Raw genomic sequence first — 16,933 nt, 5'->3', positions numbered from 1 at the left:
GTGAGAATGTTTTGAAAGTAATCATTGAGACGCATTCACCTGCCCTGAAATTCCATTCCAGGTTAGCAGTGCGAAGTCCTTTGACGAGAACTGGATTGCTCAAACCTTTGTATTAGAAAGTTGCACAGACTTCACTTCACTAGCCCCGAATTTCATTCCAGGGTGAGATGGCAAGGTGAGCAAAGAGACTTTTTATACTTCTAAAGCCTCCTTTGAAAACAGCGATCGATTTAACCGATCGTTGTTCTTTTCATACTCACTTCTTAATGTTGCTATGAAATGCTACTGCTTATGAGAAAACTGTTTCACAAAAGCTGGATTGCACCGTTCTTAGCAATCGTATTGCTCATTCTTTTTCTCAGATCTGCTGTAACCGCTCAAAATCTGACGACCTTAGTTGGATTTGCTGCCTTGCCTGCGGATGTATTTGTTCCGGGTGCAAATTCAGGTGCAAAAATCTCAGCAAACGGGCGGACGGGCAGTTTTAATGGACAACCGATTCAAGGATTGAGCGCGGTGCAATTTGCCGATCGCGATTCTTTCTGGTTCTTGACAGACAACGGATTTGGATCAAAAGAGAACAGCTCAGACTTCTTACTCAGACTCTACCAAGTCACACCGAATTTCCGAGGCAGAGGCGGAAACGGAGAAGTGAAACCACTCAAATTTTTTCAACTGATCGATCACGATCGCAAAGTGCCCTTTAAGTTGGTCAACGAAGAGAGCCGTATGCTCACGGGTGCAGATTTCGATCCTGAATCCTTGGTAATTGCCAGCGATCGCTCAGTTTGGATCGGGGATGAATTCGGTCCTTATTTATTGCATTTTGATCAATACGGCAAGCTTCTAGCTCCACCGATTTCGACTCCCGATCTCAAAGGAGGATGGGTACGATCGCCTCAAAGTTCGGACAAGCCCAACCTCGCTGCATCAAAGGGATTTGAAGCGATGGCAACCAATCCCGATCGTACCAAATTGTATCCGATGCTCGAAGGAACTGTAAAAGGTGATCCAGAAGGCGTGTTGAGAATTTATCAAGTGGATGCACAAACGGGGAAATTTAACGGATTAGCTGGTTATTACAAGCTCGAAAATTCAGAACATGCACCGGGTGATATGACTGTCATCAATGAAAATGAATATTTAGTCATCGAACGAGACGCAAAACAAGGAAAAGAAGCGAAATTCAAAAAAATATACAAAATTGATTTAACCAAAAAAGATAAAAATCAGTATTTTGAAAAACAAGAGATTGCTGACTTATTAAATATTGAAGATCCAAATGATCTGAATCGAGATAAAAACAAACAGTTTCAGTTTCCATTCGTCACGATCGAAAATCTGCTTGTGCTTGATGCCAACACCATTCTGGTTGCAAATGACAATAATTACCCATTCACAATGGCTCGTCCTCCCTATATCGACAATACGGAAATTATCTTACTCAGACTAGCTCGATCGCTCAATTTAGATTCTCGTATCGGTTTACCCAAACGTTAGACTATGAATCACTTTCGCGTTCTCAAACTCATTCCTTTTGTAGCTCTCTTTGTGAGTCTGGCAGGTTGTGAAAAAACTTTAGATACTGAAAAAATCGAAGAAATCATCAAATCTGGCATCACAAAACAAGGTGGAAGCGCTGTAAAATCCGTCATTTGTCCTGCCAATATCAAACCAAAAGCAGCGAGCACCTTTGAATGTGTCGGTGTCCTCGACGAAAAGGTTGGATTTGCGATTTCTGTTCAACAGCGAGACGACCAAGGCAGTATCACTTGGGACGCAACCAGTGTCAAAGGCTTGCTCAATATGGCACAACTGAAAACCGAATTTGAGCAAGGGCTGCAAAAAGAAATGGGTCGAGCTGCGATCGATTGTGGGGGAACAAATCTTTATCGACCCGTCAAACCTGGCGAAACTTTTGAATGTCAGCTCCTCAAGCATGAAGAGAAATCTGAAAAAACTGTTCGTTCCAATCAACCAGAAGACAAACCGGCAAAGCAACCCGATCAACCCAAGGAAACAATTCAAGTCACGGTTCAACCTTCTGGTGCGATTAACTGGCAGCGCATCATCAAGGTCAGCGATCCCAAACCAGCCGCGATCGCAACGAATGCAGGCACACCATCCCTAGCCTCCACAGCACCAATGATCTCTGAATCCAAGCCACCAGAAACCTCCACAGACGCTTCTGGTCAATCCTCTGGGCTGCCTGCACAAACCGCAGAAGAAGCGCTGAATACGCAACCGCCCCCAGAGGATTAACTAGAAGATTAACTGCGGAACACCTGTTTCAGCACCTCTAGGCGAGAACACTCCCAATAATCCACGTGTTCTGAAATCAGACCGTCTGAGTTCACGTGCAACTCACTCCATCCTGGAATCCTCATCCGGGGCTTCCAGGGTAGAGGCGCATTCCAACTCAAAATCCATCGCGTCTTGATTTCATTCTCGGTTTGTACGATCGAGATCAAATCCATCTGGACATCCACAAACCAAGTCTCGATAAACCGGATCATTTTTTGATAGCGATCAATGCCACGAAACTCATTCATCGGATCTTTGAACCAAACATCCGGTGCATAAATGCTGTACGTTTGGTTAGCTGGAAATCTCGCATAATCTTCGCGCAACACTTTCACCAAATTCATACGTCTTCTCCCTCATCCCAGAGTCGTCGCAGTTGACGCTGCCAAGCGTCCATGGTTTGTTCTCTCGACTGCGCTCCCATCGCCAAATCACCCATCATTCCTTCTTGATAAAAGCGATCGAGCATCTGAATCGTTGCCTCCAAGGATTGCCCCTGGAGCTTCGCTGCCTGCACAATTTGTCGGATCTGCTTCTCCACAAAGGCATTGAACAGATCTGTTAATCCTGCCTGCTGTAACGCGATCATTCGTTCAAGTGCAGCTTGGAAATCTCTGGTCGTCAATCCCGCGATCGCATGTTGAAACACTCCCCAAAGTACGCCTTGATGCAACCCATAGCGCACCTCTTGCGTGACATCAAAATTCGATTCGAGTAGCTGTTCTAAATAAGGTTCCGCATCTTGAGCAGGTGCGATCGGGAGCAATGCCCTGACCCAAGACTCATCTTCTGAAAGTAATATCAATAATCGAAACTGGGGAGTTTCAACTTGAAATGAACCTGGAGCCAACGCCTGGACTTGATCCCCAAACAGAACAGTCAACGTCGAAGACAATTCATCTAACGTCATAATTCATCAAATTCATCAATAGAGCACAGATAACTAGAGAATGCAGAACACTAACCACTTAGCGTCGTGTCTCATCCCTCTAATGTAATCAGGATTCTGCCCATAAAAAAAATCGATCGAGTACTCGATCGATTGGAAGGGAGAACTGAGAACGAGGTGAGCCGAAGCGCTGTTCACCTCTTGGCATTACATTAAACGAGCCATTCTTCGATCGCTTCTTCTTTCGTATTCGTACGACGCGCAGGCGTTTCACGCTCGAACTTCATATGAATCTCGCGATTTTGTTCGCCATCTGCGGCAACCGCCATGATCGGGAAGTCGATCAAACCGTCCTGGAAGGACATTTGGAATCGGAACGTACCATCGGGATTCAGCGTGATGGGGCGACCGCCGATCGTCACAGTTGCATCTGGCTCAGTTGCACCGTACACAATCAATTCCGCATCCGCAATCAACCAGAATTTCCGGGGACGAATTGGCGGAGCAGACGCTGAGAACCCAACACCCGACATATTGACTCCCGAAGCAGTCGGCAATGCCCACATGCCTACACCCGATGGGAAGACGTAAGAACTGATCGTGTCTAGATGCGAGACAGAAGCAGAGTGCTGCATCGAACCGTAGAGCGATCCCGCAATTCGCATTGCTTCGGTCGTTTGCGCCATGCCAAAGATTTCGTCGTAAATCGGATTGCTTTGAGCACCGCCAACGCCTGTGCCCATTGCTTGCTTCTTAGTCGGCGGAACCAATTCCAGAAGCGTCTTGCCGCGCAGATCTTCATCCCAAGCCAAGGTGATGAAATGATCTTCGATCCAGTCAGACGGGTAAACCGGAGGAACGCGCACCGATGCGGAGCGTGCCAGAACTAACCAGCGACCATCTCCCGCCCGGTAGCCAATTTCAATCGCATAATCGCGATCGCTGACCGGAACAGGCAAATACCATTCCCGCGCCATCTCATCACAGGGATATTCTTGAACGCTGTGCGGGCTTTGGTAATCCAAATTTACGTCAGTGACATCGTACACACGCAGTGCTAATTGCTGTCCACCTTGGCGACGTAGGTCTTGCTTGTGCTCATTGGGGATATCCCAGTATGTATATGCCCATTGAGGATCGCGGGGCATCAATACAATGCGGCTTTCTCCATATCCTTCTGGAAGATCCATTAAATCGGCATCAACCGTTGCTAAAGTCGTTGCCGTGAAGGATTGAGCGTCGTCTTGTCCAACATCGAATTTAGTTGCTTCCACAGCTTCTTGTGCCTCTATGGTACGGGGGGACGGGGTAGGGGTCGAAAATCGTGTCCGTTCAATCTCCTGAATCGATGCGAGAAGCTGGTCTTTTCGCATTCGGCTATAGCGAGATACGCCATATTCGCTAGCAACTCGACGCAATTGCCGCAAGGTCATTTCAGTGAGAGGGGGACGTTCTGTAGCCATATCACTTCTCCGTGATTGTGTTGATTGTCCTTATCTCAAGCGGTCGGGGGATCACCCAACTTAATTTCTCTTAATCTTTGGGGATCGCAAGATGCCTTACATAGTGCCGGAATCTTCTCCCAGGATCAAGGGGTGAAAGCGCTTGATTGATCAGGCTTTTACGATTTTTCAGGCAATTCAGGGATCGTAATGTCATCAAATCATAACAATTTGGGATCACTTTAGCGTTCTGGGATCGCAAAATGTCAATATTTCATGACAAATGCAGTTCGCAGGGGCTTTCCTGTACACTGCTCTAAAGCCTCTTTACTGAATGACATATGACTTTGAGCGATCGCGATACGAATGAAATTGAGACTGCTGCAACAGGAACTCGATTAATCAGTAAAGTTTTGGCTCCGGCTGTCCGACTCTGGTTGAGATCTCAAGTCGAGCAAGTTGAGGAGTTACAAGTTCAGATTGAATCAGGAGATCGGCAAATTCTCTCAGGCTGTATTCCTCAGCTTGCGCTGACCGCGAGAAATGCGATTTATCAAGGTCTTGCATTCAGCCAGATTCAACTGACAGGGCAAAATATTCGCGTCAACGCTGGTCAAATTGTCCGAGGCAAGCCGTTACGACTGCTTGAGCCGATCTCTGTTCAGGGATCAGTTTTATTAGAAGCGACTGATCTGAGTTCGTCTCTGAATGCGCCTTTACTAAGAACAGGCGTGATTGAATTTTTACAGACTCTTCTGAGATCGGGTGCCGCAGGAGTCAGCAGCAATCGCGAATTGAATTTGCAGAATCTCACGATTCAATTGCGCTCCAATCTCGTGGTGTTAGGGGCAGATTTGATCTCAGATAGTGGAAATGCAACGCCGATCGCAATTCGGACAGGTTTTGATTTAGCTGCACCCAATTTATTGAAATTGGTCAATCCGCAATGGCTACCTCATGCAGCTGCCAAACGAGGCTTACCGCTTTCAGATCTAGACGGGTATACCTTTAATTTAGGCAGCGAGACGGAGATTCACGAATTGACGATCGAGCCTGACAAAGTGACTTGTATTGGTAAATTAATGGTGCTTCCCTAGCCATTTGGGGAGTGGGAAGTGGGGAGATAGGGAGCAGAAATCTTGAATTTCTCCCTATCCCCCTATCAGACTGATTGTGATGAACGACAGGGCTGAGCACGATTGAGCATCAAGTCTTAGGAAGCAGCGGCAAAACTAAGGTGACGAAATAATAGACGAGCGGTGCTGTAAAGACGTAGCTATCTGCGCGATCGAGAATTCCGCCATGTCCTGGAATCAGTTGCCCTGAATCTTTTACGCCTGCATCGCGTTTCATCATCGACTCGGTTAAATCTCCGAGTAGACTAGCGATTCCAATCAACAAGCCGAAAATAACTCCGGTAATTGGCCATCCTGACCAATCGAGATACCAAGAGCCAATAACTGCTACAGCAACACTGGCAGAAACTCCAAACACTGCGCCTTCAACCGTTTTCTTCGGGCTGATATCCGATAAGCGAGTTCTACCAATCCAACGACCCACGGTGTAGGCTCCGATATCTGCTGCCCACATACAAACGAAAGCGAGTAGGGTGTGGGTTAAGCCTTGAGGTAAGTTCTCAAACCCCTGCCAGGACAAAATCCAGAACCCGTCCAGTGGAAGATTGCTGAGATCGGCTTGTCCAAGTGATCGCAGTCGAATCCAAAAACTGGGCAGATATCCTACGTAGAAGAGTCCCATGATCGAAGCGGAGATATCCGCGATCGTGGCGAATTTTGGCTGAAATAGCAGGTAGAAGCAAATCAACGTTCCGGCTACCGGAAAAATGGCATCGGCAAGCGAAGGATTGAGATTTGAGATGAACAATAGGATCTGAGTGACAACGAGTGTTGTTTTTCCAGCAGGAGCGATGCCTTTGGCGCGGACAAGCTCGAAGTATTCTAGCTGCCCCAGGTAAATGATTACGCCAAAAAAAGCGGTGAAATACCAGCCGCCCAGCAGAAACATCACCAACGCGATCACGATCGCTACAATTCCACTAAAGATGCGAGACCAAGGCATAAGACTGTTTAGCGTTCACGACAAGAACTTGGTCTAACTGTCCCTTCTTAAGTCAACTGATCTGGCACACTCCTGAATCTGGGACTGGATAAGATTTTGGTTAAGAAGGTTAAGAGTCATTTGGATCACTTTATCAGAGTGACGTGTCCAGGATGTGGAATTTTTTATTCAAGTTTTTCGCCGCTCAATACAAAAATTGGATCAACTCCGACGAAAGATTGGCTTGTACCACGGGTTTCCAAGCGATTGATTGCGGATTGGACAACTTCAATATTGCGGGCGTGAAGCTCAGCGAAACTTTCTGAAATTTTATAGAGATTTTCTAAGTTTGCAGCAGTGGCGACGATTCGACCTTGAGGTTTGAGGTGTTGCCAGACTGCGCTGAGGGTTTCTTTGATGGATTTTGTGCCTTCAATACAGACTCGATCGGGCATTTGCTTCAGCGTTTTCAAACAGTCAGGCGCACTGCCTTCAACGACTTTGACGTTTTTCACTCCGAAGCGATCGCAGTTGCGCTGGATGAGATTAGCAACATCTTCATCGCGCTCGATCGCGATAATTTGCCCTTGAGGACAAAGTAATCCCGCTTCGACAGGGATGGTTCCGGTTCCGGCTCCAATGTCCCACAAGACTGAATTTGATTTGAGCCGAAGCTGACACAGCATGAGCAGTCGAATTTCACGCTGGCTCATGGGAATTCCAGGTAGGTTTTCAAATAGCTCATCAGGAATACCGGGAGTCACATAAGACCAGAGAGGAGAAGACATAATAAACGCGAGGCAAGAGGCTTAACCCTATTGTGATTCAGGAATTGTGATTCAGGAATCGAAATCTAGCGTAAGACTTTTAAGGTATTGAGAGAGGAATCGCTACAGCCGCTAATAAATCCGCCTGCTGCAAGGACTGCTTTGAGAGACGCGATCGCACTTTCTGTAATTCGCTCCCCCGGCAGCAATACCGGAATCCCAGGTGGGTAAGGACAAATCAATTCAGCACTTACGCGATCGACTGCCAGACGAGTTTCAATCGTTTCTGATTCAGCAAAGAATGCTTCTCGCGGTGACATGACGGTTTCAGGCAAATCAAATTCAGAAATTTGCATCGGCGAAAATGACCCAGAAGGAAGCTGTTTCAAGGCTTGCACTAATTGATCGATGTCCGTTTCTGTATTTCCTAAACTGATGATAAAAGTCAAATGCTGAAGCGAGGGTAATTCAGCCGTTACACCCAGATTTTGGTGGAGGATTTCGTCTGCTGTAAATCCATCGATTCCGAGTTGAGAAACGGTAACAGTCAGACGAGTTCGATCGAATTGAAATGGTTCTGGGGGCTGAAAAACTGAAAGATTTGGAATTTCTGCAATACTCGATCGAGCTTGATCGGCAAGCTCTAAAGTTCTTGCCATCAACTCTTTTCCTTCAATTGCCATCTGTGCCCGTGCCGCATCCAGAGAAGCTAAGAGTAAATAATTTGGACTCGTGGATTGAACGAGTTGCATTGATCGAGCAATCCGATCTCGATCAATGCGCTCTCCCTGAACATGCAGCATCGAGGCTTGAGTGAGTGCAGAGAGCGTTTTATGCGTTGATTGCACTGTTAGATCTGCGCCTGCTGATAGGGCTGAAATAGGCAAATCAGGATGAAAGGCGAAATGTGCGCCATGTGCTTCATCAACTAAAAGCGGAATTCCCGCAGCATGGGCAAGATTTGCGATCGCTTGAATCTCCGCACAGACCCCGTAATAGGTTGGATAAACGATAAGAATCGCTTTGACATCAGGATGAGTTTGAAGTGCGATCGCAACTGTTTCAGGTGTAACACTGTGCGCGATGTCTAGATTTGCATCATATTCAGGCTGTAAAAAAATCGGCATCGCACCCGACAAGATCAAGCCAGAAATTGCCGACTGATGCACATTTCGAGGCAGAAGAATTTTATCGCCTGGATTGCAGGTTGCCAGAATCGCCGCAATGATGCCCGCAGTTGAGCCATTGGCAAGAAACCAGGTTTGCCCAGCCCCAAAAGTTTGGGCAGCTAAAGTTTGAGCTTGCGCGATCGCACCTTGAGGCGCAAATAAATTATCGAGTTCCGGCAATTCGGGCAAATCGGCTTGTAATGTGCGATCGCCAACGAGTTGCTGAAATGCCTTGAAACTCCCCTGACCACGCTTATGCCCCGGTGTATGAAACGCAGCATTTTGGCTTTCAGCACACTCTGCCAAGATTTCGAGTAATGGGAGTCGATCAAACTGCATTCTTGTGACGCTTGAGCATTTCAAGTTCTTCGCGCAGTTGTCCAGGACTCATGACGGGATTGCAATCGTCAAACGTCACCGCATCAATATCCAGGAATTGAGCTAACGCCATCTCAATGACGAGTTCGATCGGAAATTGATTTGCAGTCGCATAGGCTTCTAGCGCCTGCCGAATTTTCTCAGGAACCTGAATGTTTAGCTGCGTTTCGGTTTGAGACTGCTGCACTGCGCTTCATGAAGAAGGACACTGGACATTATAAATCTGTTCACCAATCGATCGTGATCTGACTCCACCCTCAAACGCTGACCGAATGACAGATGAATCTTGATTTCTGACTTTCTAGGTTAGAGAAGCCAAATTATCGTTAGGATATCTTATGGTTTATTCGCCGCCGAATCCGGTTCCATCGCCGTTGCCAAATCCGACTCCAGAACCGAGTCCGATCCCCGCACCGATACCTGATCCGACTCCGGAACCTGTTCCTGGAACTGAACCGGAGCCGATGCCTGACCCTGTTCCGACTCCGTCGTAACCGATCTATCCTTTTATTTCACACACAAACATGTTAAGAGCCGGGATTGTTGGATTGCCCAACGTTGGAAAATCAACCTTATTTAATGCGGTCGTTGCCAATGCAAAAGCCCAAGCCGCCAACTATCCCTTTTGTACGATCGAACCCAATGTCGGGACGGTCGCTGTGCCAGACGATCGCTTGAAAGTTCTCTCTGACATCTCAAAATCAGAAGAAATTATTCCAGCCCGCGTTGAGTTTGTAGACATTGCGGGACTCGTCAAAGGTGCATCTCAGGGTGAAGGCTTGGGAAATAAGTTTTTGGCAAATATCCGTGAAGTCGATGCGATCGTGCATGTCGTCCGCTGTTTCGATGACGATGACATTATTCACGTCTCTGGCTCAGTTGATCCAGCACGAGATGTCGAAGTGATCAACTTAGAATTGGGACTAGCGGATTTAGATCAAATCGATCGTAGAATCGAGCGCAGTCGCAAACAAGCTCGTACCAGTAAAGAAGCCCAACAAGAAGTCGAAATTCTAGAACGGCTAAGTGCTGCCTTGAACGAGGGAAAATCGGCTCGTCAAGTGGTTCTGAATGAGGAAGAAGAACTAATTATCAAACCGCTAGGATTGCTCTCGCGTAAGCCTGTCATCTATGCCTGTAACGTTTCGGAAGATGATTTAGCCACCGGAAATGAATGGGTTGAACAAGTGCGGAAACTTGCAGCCCAAGAGAATGCTCAAGTCGTTGTCATTTCGGCACAAGTCGAATCTGAACTCATCGAACTGCCTGAAGAAGATCGCGCTGACTTTCTTGCCTCGTTAGGCGTTGAAGAAGGCGGATTGAAATCGTTAATCCGCGCAACTTATGCATTGCTTGGACTACAGACTTACTTTACAACGGGTCCTAAAGAGACCCGCGCTTGGACAATTCGTGCTGGTATGCTCGCTCCCCAAGCCGCAGGTGTAATTCATACTGACTTTGAACGGGGATTTATTCGAGCAGAAACAGTGGCATATAAAGATTTAGTCGAACTCGGTTCGATGAATGCTGCTAAAGAGAAAGGGCTAGTTCGTAGCGAGGGCAAGGAATACACCGTCCAAGAAGGCGATGTGATGCTGTTCCGATTTAATGTGTAGTTTCTGTAAATACGGTTACGTATTTGCGCTAATGCCACTGTATAATCACGTACATAAGGTTTTTGCGGGAACTTCTACGCCACCCCTCAAAGAACTGCCTTGAATTTGCCCTCGATCAATTATTTGATCGGGGGTTTTTAGTTCGGAGAAACTGTCGATCGACGCTAGAATTAAGTAAAAGAATGTAAAGAAATTCTCAGACAGGACTCGATTAAATGCGCGTAATTCTGATGACAGGGAAGGGCGGAGTCGGTAAAACTTCGGTCGCAGCAGCAACAGGACTTCGCTGTGCCGAATTGGGATACCGGACTTTAGTATTGAGTACTGATCCAGCACACTCTCTCGCCGATAGCTTTGATCTGGAGTTGGGACATGAGCCAAAACAAGTTCGCCCAAATCTCTGGGGAGCAGAACTCGACGCGCTGATGGAATTAGAGGGCAATTGGGGAGCGGTCAAACGCTATATCACCCAAGTCTTGCAGGCGCGCGGTTTAGAAGGCGTTCAGGCAGAAGAGTTGGCGATTTTGCCGGGAATGGATGAGATCTTTGGATTAGTGCGGATGAAGCGGCACTATGACGAAGGCGAATTTGATGTGCTGATTATTGACTCGGCTCCGACGGGAACAGCATTGCGATTGCTGAGTTTGCCGGAAGTTGGCGGTTGGTATATGCGGAAGTTTTACAAACCGTTTCAGGGCATTTCGGTCGCGTTACGTCCTCTGGTTGAGCCGATTTTTCGCCCGATCGCTGGCTTTTCCTTGCCGGACAAAGAGGTGATGGATGCACCTTACGAGTTTTACGAGCAGATTGAAGCGTTAGAAAAAGTGCTCACTGATCCCACTCAGACCACTGTGCGATTAGTGATGAATCCCGAAAAAATGGTGATTAAAGAATCGCTGCGTGCTCATGCCTATTTGAGTTTGTATAACGTTGCGACAGATTTAGTCGTGGCAAACCGGATTATTCCTGAATCAGTGACTGATCCCTTTTTCCAACAGTGGAAAGAGAACCAAAAACAATATCGCGAAGAGATTCACTCGAATTTTACGCCCTTGCCAATTAAGGAAGTCCCGTTATATTCGCAGGAAATGTGTGGATTAGAGGCGCTCGATCGCTTAAAAGAAACGCTGTATCCCAACAACGAAGATCCGTCACAGGTTTACTACAAAGAAACGACCTTGCGAGTTGTTCAAGAGCAAAATCAGTACAGCTTAGAGCTGTATTTGCCTGGGATTGAGAAATCTCAGATTGAATTGAGCAAGACAGGCGATGAACTGAATGTGCGCATCGGCAATCATCGACGCAATTTGGTGTTGCCGCAGGCGTTAGCAGCGTTACAACCGTCTGGAGCAAAAATGGAAGAGGACTATCTCAAAATTCGATTTAGCGATCCCGCAAGAGCTTGAGACATACTGCTTTCATCTTCTAGCCACTCAGCAGTTGAGCTTTAAATCAAAAAGAACTCCAGGTTTTCTAACAACTTGGAGTTCTTTTTGAGTTTGACGGCTAGACGAAGGATTAACCGAAACGACCGCTTACATAAGCTTGGGTTGCTTGTTCTTGGGGGTTTTGGAAGATTCTTTCTGTGCGATCGTATTCCACAATGTAGCCTGTTCTATGCCCCTTCGCATTCGCTTCCACATTGAAAAATGCCGTGTAGTCTGACGCACGAGAAGCCTGCTGCATGTTATGAGTCACGATCACGATCGTATATTTCTCTTTCAACTCTTGCAGCAGATCCTCAACCTTCAGCGTCGAAATTGGGTCAAGTGCCGAACAGGGTTCATCCATCAGAATGACATCCGGCTGCACAGCAACCGCACGCGCGATACAAAGCCGCTGTTGTTGACCACCAGACAGATCGGTTCCGTACGCTTTTAGCTTATCTTTCACATCGTCCCAGAGTGCAGCCTGCTTGAGCGATCGCTCGACCAACTCATCCATATCGCCTTTGAAGCCTAACAAGCGAGGTCCAAACGCAACGTTGTCATAAATCGACTTCGGAAATGGATTCGGCTTCTGGAACACCATCCCAATCCGTCGGCGCACCTCGACCGGATCAATATCCTTCGCATACAGATCTTGGTCGTGGTAGTACATCTTGCCATCCAGATGGAATGACTTGATCAAATCGTTCAGGCGATTGAAGCAACGCAGTACCGTACTTTTACCGCATCCCGAAGGACCGATAAACGCAGTGACTGCGTTTTTGGCAATCTCGATCGACACATCGCGCACCGCCAAGAAATTCCCATAATAGATGTTCACATCTTGCGTGCGAAAGACTGATTCGGTTGTGCGAGCGTCTTGAGTTCTGGAAGTCATACCGTTTATGTAAGGAAGTAAAGTTGAATGCGTTGCAAATCGGCACTTAGCGACGTTTGATTACCATCCGAGACAGGATACTCGTGATTAACACGAGTGCCACCAAGACGAGAGAACCTGCCCAAGCTAGCTCTTGTTGAGCCTTGAAAGGCGATGTGGCAAAGTCAAACACCAAACGCGACATCGTTGCTGTCGGCTGCCACAAGGTTGTATTCCAAAATCGATTAAAGGAAGCCGTAAACAGCACTGGAGCCGTTTCTCCTGCGGCACGCGCTACCGCAAGCATAATCCCAGTCACGATCGCTGGAATTGCAGCAGGTAAAACAATTTTGAGCGTTGTCTGCATCTTTGTCGATCCTAACCCAATTGCAGCCTGACGGTATTCATTTGGAACCGCTTCTAAGGCTTCAGTCGATGTTCGGACAATGGTCGGCAGCATCAACACCGCTAACGCAAAGCCGCCAGCGACAGCAGAAAAGGTTCCAGTTCGCAGCACCACAAGCGCATAAGCAAATGCCCCAATCACGATCGAGGGCACTCCACTCAAAACGTTGGTCAAGAAGCTGACTGTTTCTGCAAACTTCGTATCCCGCCCAAATTCCGAAAGATAAATTGCACCAATAATCCCAAATGGAATTGCCATCAATGAGGCAATGCCGACCGTCAACAAAGTGCCGACAAACGCATTCCCAAATCCACCGCCAGCTAGCCCTGGTGCAGGGGGAAGCTCCAGAAAGACAGAAGGCGTGAGTCGCGACAAACCATTTGCCAAGACATAAATCATGACCGCTGCTAGCGGAATCAAGGCAAGTCCGGCACACGCAAAGGCGAGAACGGTCATTCCTGAAGAAAATAGCGTTCGCGGGGAAGTTGGCGATCGCTTTAAGCTTCTTGCGGCAGATGAAGTTGAAAATTCTGGAGAAGTCATATAGTGAGAGTCCTAAATCTGCCTAGAGCTTCATGCTAAAGCGGCGAACAATCCACTCGGCTAGCACGTTCACAATCAGCGTCAAGATAAAGAGAATCAGTGCCGCATACATCAGCGAGGCAACCTGCAGTCCACTTGCCTCAGCAAACTGGTTCGCGAGCAAAGAAGCAACCGTTGAGCCTTGCGACAAAATCGAGAAAGTTCGGATCGAATCGACGTTTCCGATCACCATGGTGACTGCCATTGTCTCGCCCATGGCACGACCCAGCGCCAGCATAATTCCACCCACAATGCCCGAAAAGGCAGCTGGCAGTAAAACCCTGAATATTGTCTCCCATCGAGTTGCTCCTAATCCATACGCAGCTTGGCGTAATTCAGACGGAACGGCGACCAAGGCATCTCGGGAAATCGCAGCAATAATCGGCAAAATCATAATTGCCAAAATAATGCCTGCTGCATAAATTCCAGGTCCCGCAGGAGCTGTACTAAAAATGGGAATCCAACCAAAAGCTGCATTTAACCAAATTCCAAACGGGCGCAGAACGGGGATCAACACGAAGATACCCCACAATCCGTACACCACACTGGGAATCGCCGCCAGCAATTCCACCATAAACACGATCGGTTGTTTGACCCGCGGCGGCAAAAAGTCTTCACTCAGAAATAACGCGACTCCAATTCCCACCGGAACCGCTAGGAGCAGCGCTAGAAACGAGGTGATTAGCGTTCCATAAATTTGAGTTAGCGCTCCAAACACTTCATCATTCACGCTCCAACGACTAGTCGTGAGAAACCCGAATCCAAATTTCTGAATGGCTGGAAATGCATCCGTTCCGACTCGACCTGCGATCGTCAACAGCAGGATGCCAATCCCGAGCGCAAAAGCAGCCGTCAACCAAACAAAGCCATCGTCAATCCATCGGGACGCATCTGAGCGTTTCCAAGACATGCGCGAAGATCGATCAGCAGGCGAAGCCATAAAAAACCTATTCAGAGAAAGTAATACAACAAAAAGTGATGCAACAATATCACGGGATTGGGACGGGAATCAGCCGGGGAGCAATTTTTCTATATGCTCCCCTAACTTCATCTTATTTCCCTGCGACCTTCACTGTCTCTAATGCAGCCGCAGCTTTTGTCGATAAATCCTCTGGCAGAGGAATGAATCCTAGCTCTGTTGCAAATGCTTTGCCATCGCTGTACGCCCATTTAACGAATTCATTGAATGCTTTCGCTTTCGCTGGATCCTTGGGATTTTCGTACAACAGCAAGTAAGTCAAGCCTGCGATCGGGTAAGCCTCTTTGCCCTCTGGATCAGGAACCTTCATCGCAAAATCAGCGGGAACTGTAGCCCCAACGAACGCTTTCGCTGCCGATTCAGGGGTTGGAGCAATAAATTCACCTGCTTTATTCTGTAAGCTTGCAGTCGCAATGTTATTTTCCTTAGCAAAGGAATACTCGATATAGCCGATCGCTCCTGCGGTTTGCTGAATTTGAGCCGTGACTCCCTCGTTTCCTTTCCCGCCCGTTCCAGTCGGCCACTCTACAGATTTGCCTGCTCCTGCTTTCCAGTTAGGGCAAGCTGCTTTAATGTGATTGGTAAAAATTGCGGTCGTTCCACTGCCATCAGAACGGTGAACAAAGGTCAAAGGCTGGCTTGGTGCGGATGGATTGTTTGCCTTGATCTTGGGGTCATCCCAGGATTTGATCGAACCATCGACAATGCCACACAGAGCTTCACGAGTCAGTTTTAGATCGGTCAAACCCGGTGCATTGTAGCCCATCACAATAAACAGACCCGTCGATGGAACTTGTACCGCTTTACCCCGATCGCTAGGAACTTTCGAGCGATCTTCGTCTTTGAGTGGATCATCCGAAGCGCCAAAATCGACCGTTTGATCAATGAAGCGTTTCACCCCTGCACCACTTCCGACCGAATCGTAGCTAATCTGAACGCCTGGATTTTTCTTGTTGTACTCTTGGAACCAACGCTGGTAGAGCAAGCTGGGCGCACTCGCGCCAGCACCATTAATTGAAGTTGCACCTCCCGGAGCAGCGGCGGGTGCAGCCGGAGCATTGCCTGTTGCACCTTGAGGAGGAGTATTCGCTGTCTGAGGCGCACATGCCGCGAGTCCCATGATCAGAGCAGCGAGGGAGGTCATCGACACTCCCAAATGAAGTTTTCGGTGAGAAAATGCCATAAATAAAACGCAGGGCAACATGATTTATAGGTATCTCCCACAGAGTACACCTATAGATTTAAGACAAGATTAAGGGCAGAAATTTTCTACTCTTAAACCAATCTTATGTTGCCTGCGTTACAGACAGAAGTGGCTCTTCTTGCAAAGGATCGCTAAGATTCACCACAACATATAAACTCGATCACTCTAGATTCAGCGAACTAGCACTGACTCTTTTTCAAGGTTCTCTAATATTGTAACGTTTTGTCAACTTTCTGAGACAAGTTTCTCAGAGCAAATTACATCTAGAAATAGTTCGTTGCCTTCTCTAGCATAAGAATTAACGACTCTGTTTATCGACTTGATAAAAATTCCTATTTTTACAGGTAGACGAATGGCAGTTCTTGTGCTTCTCATTCTAGAGAGGGTCAGGTATAATACTCTAACAACGAAAGTTTGGCGATCGCGATTTGGGGGAGAGGATATCGATTCCTGCTGAATTGACAATCACCGACTTTGCCCCTCACACGAATGGTTTGGAGAGTAACGTGACTATTTACATTGGAAACTTGTCTTTTCAGGCAACTGAAGAAGATCTGAAGGAAGTGTTTGCAGAATACGGCGAAGTCAGCCGAGTTAGCCTTCCGACAGACCGCGAGACAGGTAGAAAACGTGGATTTGCCTTTGTCGAGATGGCAGATGATGCTCAAGAGGATGCCGCGATCGCTGAACTAGACGGCGCAGAGTGGTTAGGTCGCGAGCTAAAAGTCAATAAAGCAAAACCGCGTGAGCCTCGTGCAGGTGCGGCTGGAGGCGGTCCACGCGGCGCTAGAAATAATTATTAATCTTGAGACCCAAAGCGGACTGAATTCACGTG

General features: G+C 47.4%; 18 protein-coding genes. 7 read left to right on the top strand and 11 right to left on the bottom strand.

Translation table 11 applies throughout. The annotated features are described in order from the left end of the window. Window positions 1-291 precede the first annotated feature (291 nt). Entirely contained in the window at window positions 292-1,500 is a 1,209-nt protein-coding gene (locus OU814_RS08605; protein WP_268181937.1) for an esterase-like activity of phytase family protein, read from the top strand. Between the two features lie 3 nt (window positions 1,501-1,503). Then, the gene (locus OU814_RS08600; protein ID WP_268181935.1) at window positions 1,504-2,262 is read left to right on the top strand and encodes a DUF4333 domain-containing protein; all 759 of its coding nucleotides are present in this window, start codon (window positions 1,504-1,506) and stop codon (window positions 2,260-2,262) included. Window positions 2,263-2,270: 8 nt separating this feature from the next. On the opposite strand, the gene OU814_RS08595 is transcribed toward OU814_RS08600, so the two are convergent. The 3 genes from OU814_RS08595 to OU814_RS08585 form a co-directional block, all read right to left on the bottom strand. Continuing rightward, window positions 2,271-2,648 carry a DUF2358 domain-containing protein gene (locus tag OU814_RS08595; RefSeq protein ID WP_017289306.1) on the bottom strand — a complete coding sequence of 126 codons (378 nt, stop codon included), beginning with the start codon at window positions 2,646-2,648 and terminating at the stop codon, window positions 2,271-2,273. Then, window positions 2,645-3,214 carry a hypothetical protein gene (locus OU814_RS08590; RefSeq protein WP_268181933.1) on the bottom strand — a complete coding sequence of 190 codons (570 nt, stop codon included), beginning with the start codon at window positions 3,212-3,214 and terminating at the stop codon, window positions 2,645-2,647. The genes OU814_RS08595 and OU814_RS08590 overlap by 4 nt, the downstream gene beginning before the upstream one ends. A 191-nt stretch (window positions 3,215-3,405) precedes the next feature. Next, window positions 3,406-4,656, bottom strand: a complete 1,251-nt coding sequence (locus OU814_RS08585) for a DUF4912 domain-containing protein (protein ID WP_017289308.1) — start codon at window positions 4,654-4,656, stop codon at window positions 3,406-3,408. Window positions 4,657-4,976: 320 nt separating this feature from the next. Here OU814_RS08585 and OU814_RS08580 point away from each other — a divergent pair, with 320 nt between their 5' ends. Further along, window positions 4,977-5,732, top strand: coding sequence for an LmeA family phospholipid-binding protein (locus OU814_RS08580; RefSeq protein WP_268181931.1), 756 nt, complete (start codon window positions 4,977-4,979; stop codon window positions 5,730-5,732). Window positions 5,733-5,841: 109 nt separating this feature from the next. On the opposite strand, the gene OU814_RS08575 is transcribed toward OU814_RS08580, so the two are convergent. The 4 genes from OU814_RS08575 to OU814_RS08560 form a co-directional block, all read right to left on the bottom strand. Then, complete coding sequence (locus OU814_RS08575; protein ID WP_017289310.1) at window positions 5,842-6,714, bottom strand: phosphatidate cytidylyltransferase; 873 nt, start codon at window positions 6,712-6,714, stop codon at window positions 5,842-5,844. Window positions 6,715-6,878: 164 nt separating this feature from the next. After that, entirely contained in the window at window positions 6,879-7,481 is a 603-nt protein-coding gene (gene cbiT / locus OU814_RS08570; RefSeq protein ID WP_268181928.1) for a precorrin-6Y C5,15-methyltransferase subunit CbiT, read from the bottom strand. Between the two features lie 65 nt (window positions 7,482-7,546). Beyond that, on the bottom strand, window positions 7,547-8,968 hold the full coding sequence (locus tag OU814_RS08565) for an aminotransferase class I/II-fold pyridoxal phosphate-dependent enzyme (protein ID WP_268181926.1): 1,422 nt from the start codon (window positions 8,966-8,968) through the stop codon (window positions 7,547-7,549). Next, window positions 8,958-9,194, bottom strand: coding sequence for a hypothetical protein (locus OU814_RS08560; protein ID WP_017289313.1), 237 nt, complete (start codon window positions 9,192-9,194; stop codon window positions 8,958-8,960). Before OU814_RS08560 ends, OU814_RS08565 begins: the two co-directional genes overlap by 11 nt. A gap of 151 nt (window positions 9,195-9,345) precedes the next feature. Here OU814_RS08560 and OU814_RS08555 point away from each other — a divergent pair, with 151 nt between their 5' ends. The 3 genes from OU814_RS08555 (at window position 9,346) to OU814_RS08545 (ending at window position 12,029) form a co-directional block, all read left to right on the top strand. After that, complete coding sequence (locus tag OU814_RS08555; protein ID WP_017289314.1) at window positions 9,346-9,501, top strand: hypothetical protein; 156 nt, start codon at window positions 9,346-9,348, stop codon at window positions 9,499-9,501. A 30-nt stretch (window positions 9,502-9,531) separates the two neighbouring features. Next, window positions 9,532-10,623 carry a redox-regulated ATPase YchF gene (gene ychF, locus OU814_RS08550; protein WP_268181923.1) on the top strand — a complete coding sequence of 364 codons (1,092 nt, stop codon included), beginning with the start codon at window positions 9,532-9,534 and terminating at the stop codon, window positions 10,621-10,623. A gap of 215 nt (window positions 10,624-10,838) precedes the next feature. Further along, on the top strand, window positions 10,839-12,029 hold the full coding sequence (locus OU814_RS08545; protein WP_017289316.1) for a TRC40/GET3/ArsA family transport-energizing ATPase: 1,191 nt from the start codon (window positions 10,839-10,841) through the stop codon (window positions 12,027-12,029). 112 nt (window positions 12,030-12,141) lie between these two features. Here OU814_RS08545 and pstB read toward each other — a convergent pair whose 3' ends face one another. From pstB to pstS, 4 genes are all read right to left on the bottom strand, one after another. After that, window positions 12,142-12,948: a phosphate ABC transporter ATP-binding protein PstB gene (pstB, locus tag OU814_RS08540; protein ID WP_017289317.1), complete on the bottom strand. Its 807-nt coding sequence runs from the start codon at window positions 12,946-12,948 to the stop codon at window positions 12,142-12,144. A 46-nt stretch (window positions 12,949-12,994) separates the two neighbouring features. Further along, entirely contained in the window at window positions 12,995-13,876 is an 882-nt protein-coding gene (gene pstA, locus OU814_RS08535) for a phosphate ABC transporter permease PstA (RefSeq protein ID WP_268181920.1), read from the bottom strand. A 22-nt stretch (window positions 13,877-13,898) separates the two neighbouring features. After that, window positions 13,899-14,855: a phosphate ABC transporter permease subunit PstC gene (pstC, locus tag OU814_RS08530; protein WP_017289319.1), complete on the bottom strand. Its 957-nt coding sequence runs from the start codon at window positions 14,853-14,855 to the stop codon at window positions 13,899-13,901. A gap of 112 nt (window positions 14,856-14,967) precedes the next feature. Continuing rightward, window positions 14,968-16,038 carry a phosphate ABC transporter substrate-binding protein PstS gene (gene pstS / locus OU814_RS08525; RefSeq protein WP_197693341.1) on the bottom strand — a complete coding sequence of 357 codons (1,071 nt, stop codon included), beginning with the start codon at window positions 16,036-16,038 and terminating at the stop codon, window positions 14,968-14,970. Between the two features lie 566 nt (window positions 16,039-16,604). Between pstS and OU814_RS08520 the strand changes: the two genes are divergently transcribed. Continuing rightward, on the top strand, window positions 16,605-16,901 hold the full coding sequence (locus OU814_RS08520) for an RNA recognition motif domain-containing protein (RefSeq protein WP_017289321.1): 297 nt from the start codon (window positions 16,605-16,607) through the stop codon (window positions 16,899-16,901). The last annotated feature ends 32 nt before the right edge of the window (window positions 16,902-16,933 follow it).

This window comes from Leptolyngbya sp. GGD (assembly GCF_026735145.1).
In the GTDB taxonomy this organism is placed as follows: Bacteria; Cyanobacteriota; Cyanobacteriia; order Leptolyngbyales; family Leptolyngbyaceae; genus Leptolyngbya; species Leptolyngbya boryana.
This window is presented reverse-complemented; position numbering and strand designations above follow the sequence as displayed.

Coding starts and splice junctions, on each gene's coding strand:
- OU814_RS08590 (WP_268181933.1), bottom strand. CDS start 3,214: ATGACGTTAGATGAATTGTCTTCGACGTTGACTGTTCTGTTTGGGGAT.
- pstB (WP_017289317.1), bottom strand. CDS start 12,948: ATGACTTCCAGAACTCAAGACGCTCGCACAACCGAATCAGTCTTTCGC.
- OU814_RS08555 (WP_017289314.1), top strand. CDS start 9,346: ATGGTTTATTCGCCGCCGAATCCGGTTCCATCGCCGTTGCCAAATCCG.
- pstA (WP_268181920.1), bottom strand. CDS start 13,876: ATGACTTCTCCAGAATTTTCAACTTCATCTGCCGCAAGAAGCTTAAAG.
- pstC (WP_017289319.1), bottom strand. CDS start 14,855: ATGGCTTCGCCTGCTGATCGATCTTCGCGCATGTCTTGGAAACGCTCA.
- ychF (WP_268181923.1), top strand. CDS start 9,532: ATGTTAAGAGCCGGGATTGTTGGATTGCCCAACGTTGGAAAATCAACC.
- cbiT (WP_268181928.1), bottom strand. CDS start 7,481: ATGTCTTCTCCTCTCTGGTCTTATGTGACTCCCGGTATTCCTGATGAG.
- OU814_RS08605 (WP_268181937.1), top strand. CDS start 292: ATGAGAAAACTGTTTCACAAAAGCTGGATTGCACCGTTCTTAGCAATC.
- OU814_RS08595 (WP_017289306.1), bottom strand. CDS start 2,648: ATGAATTTGGTGAAAGTGTTGCGCGAAGATTATGCGAGATTTCCAGCT.
- OU814_RS08580 (WP_268181931.1), top strand. CDS start 4,977: ATGACTTTGAGCGATCGCGATACGAATGAAATTGAGACTGCTGCAACA.
- OU814_RS08565 (WP_268181926.1), bottom strand. CDS start 8,968: ATGCAGTTTGATCGACTCCCATTACTCGAAATCTTGGCAGAGTGTGCT.
- pstS (WP_197693341.1), bottom strand. CDS start 16,038: ATGACCTCCCTCGCTGCTCTGATCATGGGACTCGCGGCATGTGCGCCT.
- OU814_RS08600 (WP_268181935.1), top strand. CDS start 1,504: ATGAATCACTTTCGCGTTCTCAAACTCATTCCTTTTGTAGCTCTCTTT.
- OU814_RS08545 (WP_017289316.1), top strand. CDS start 10,839: ATGCGCGTAATTCTGATGACAGGGAAGGGCGGAGTCGGTAAAACTTCG.
- OU814_RS08575 (WP_017289310.1), bottom strand. CDS start 6,714: ATGCCTTGGTCTCGCATCTTTAGTGGAATTGTAGCGATCGTGATCGCG.
- OU814_RS08585 (WP_017289308.1), bottom strand. CDS start 4,656: ATGGCTACAGAACGTCCCCCTCTCACTGAAATGACCTTGCGGCAATTG.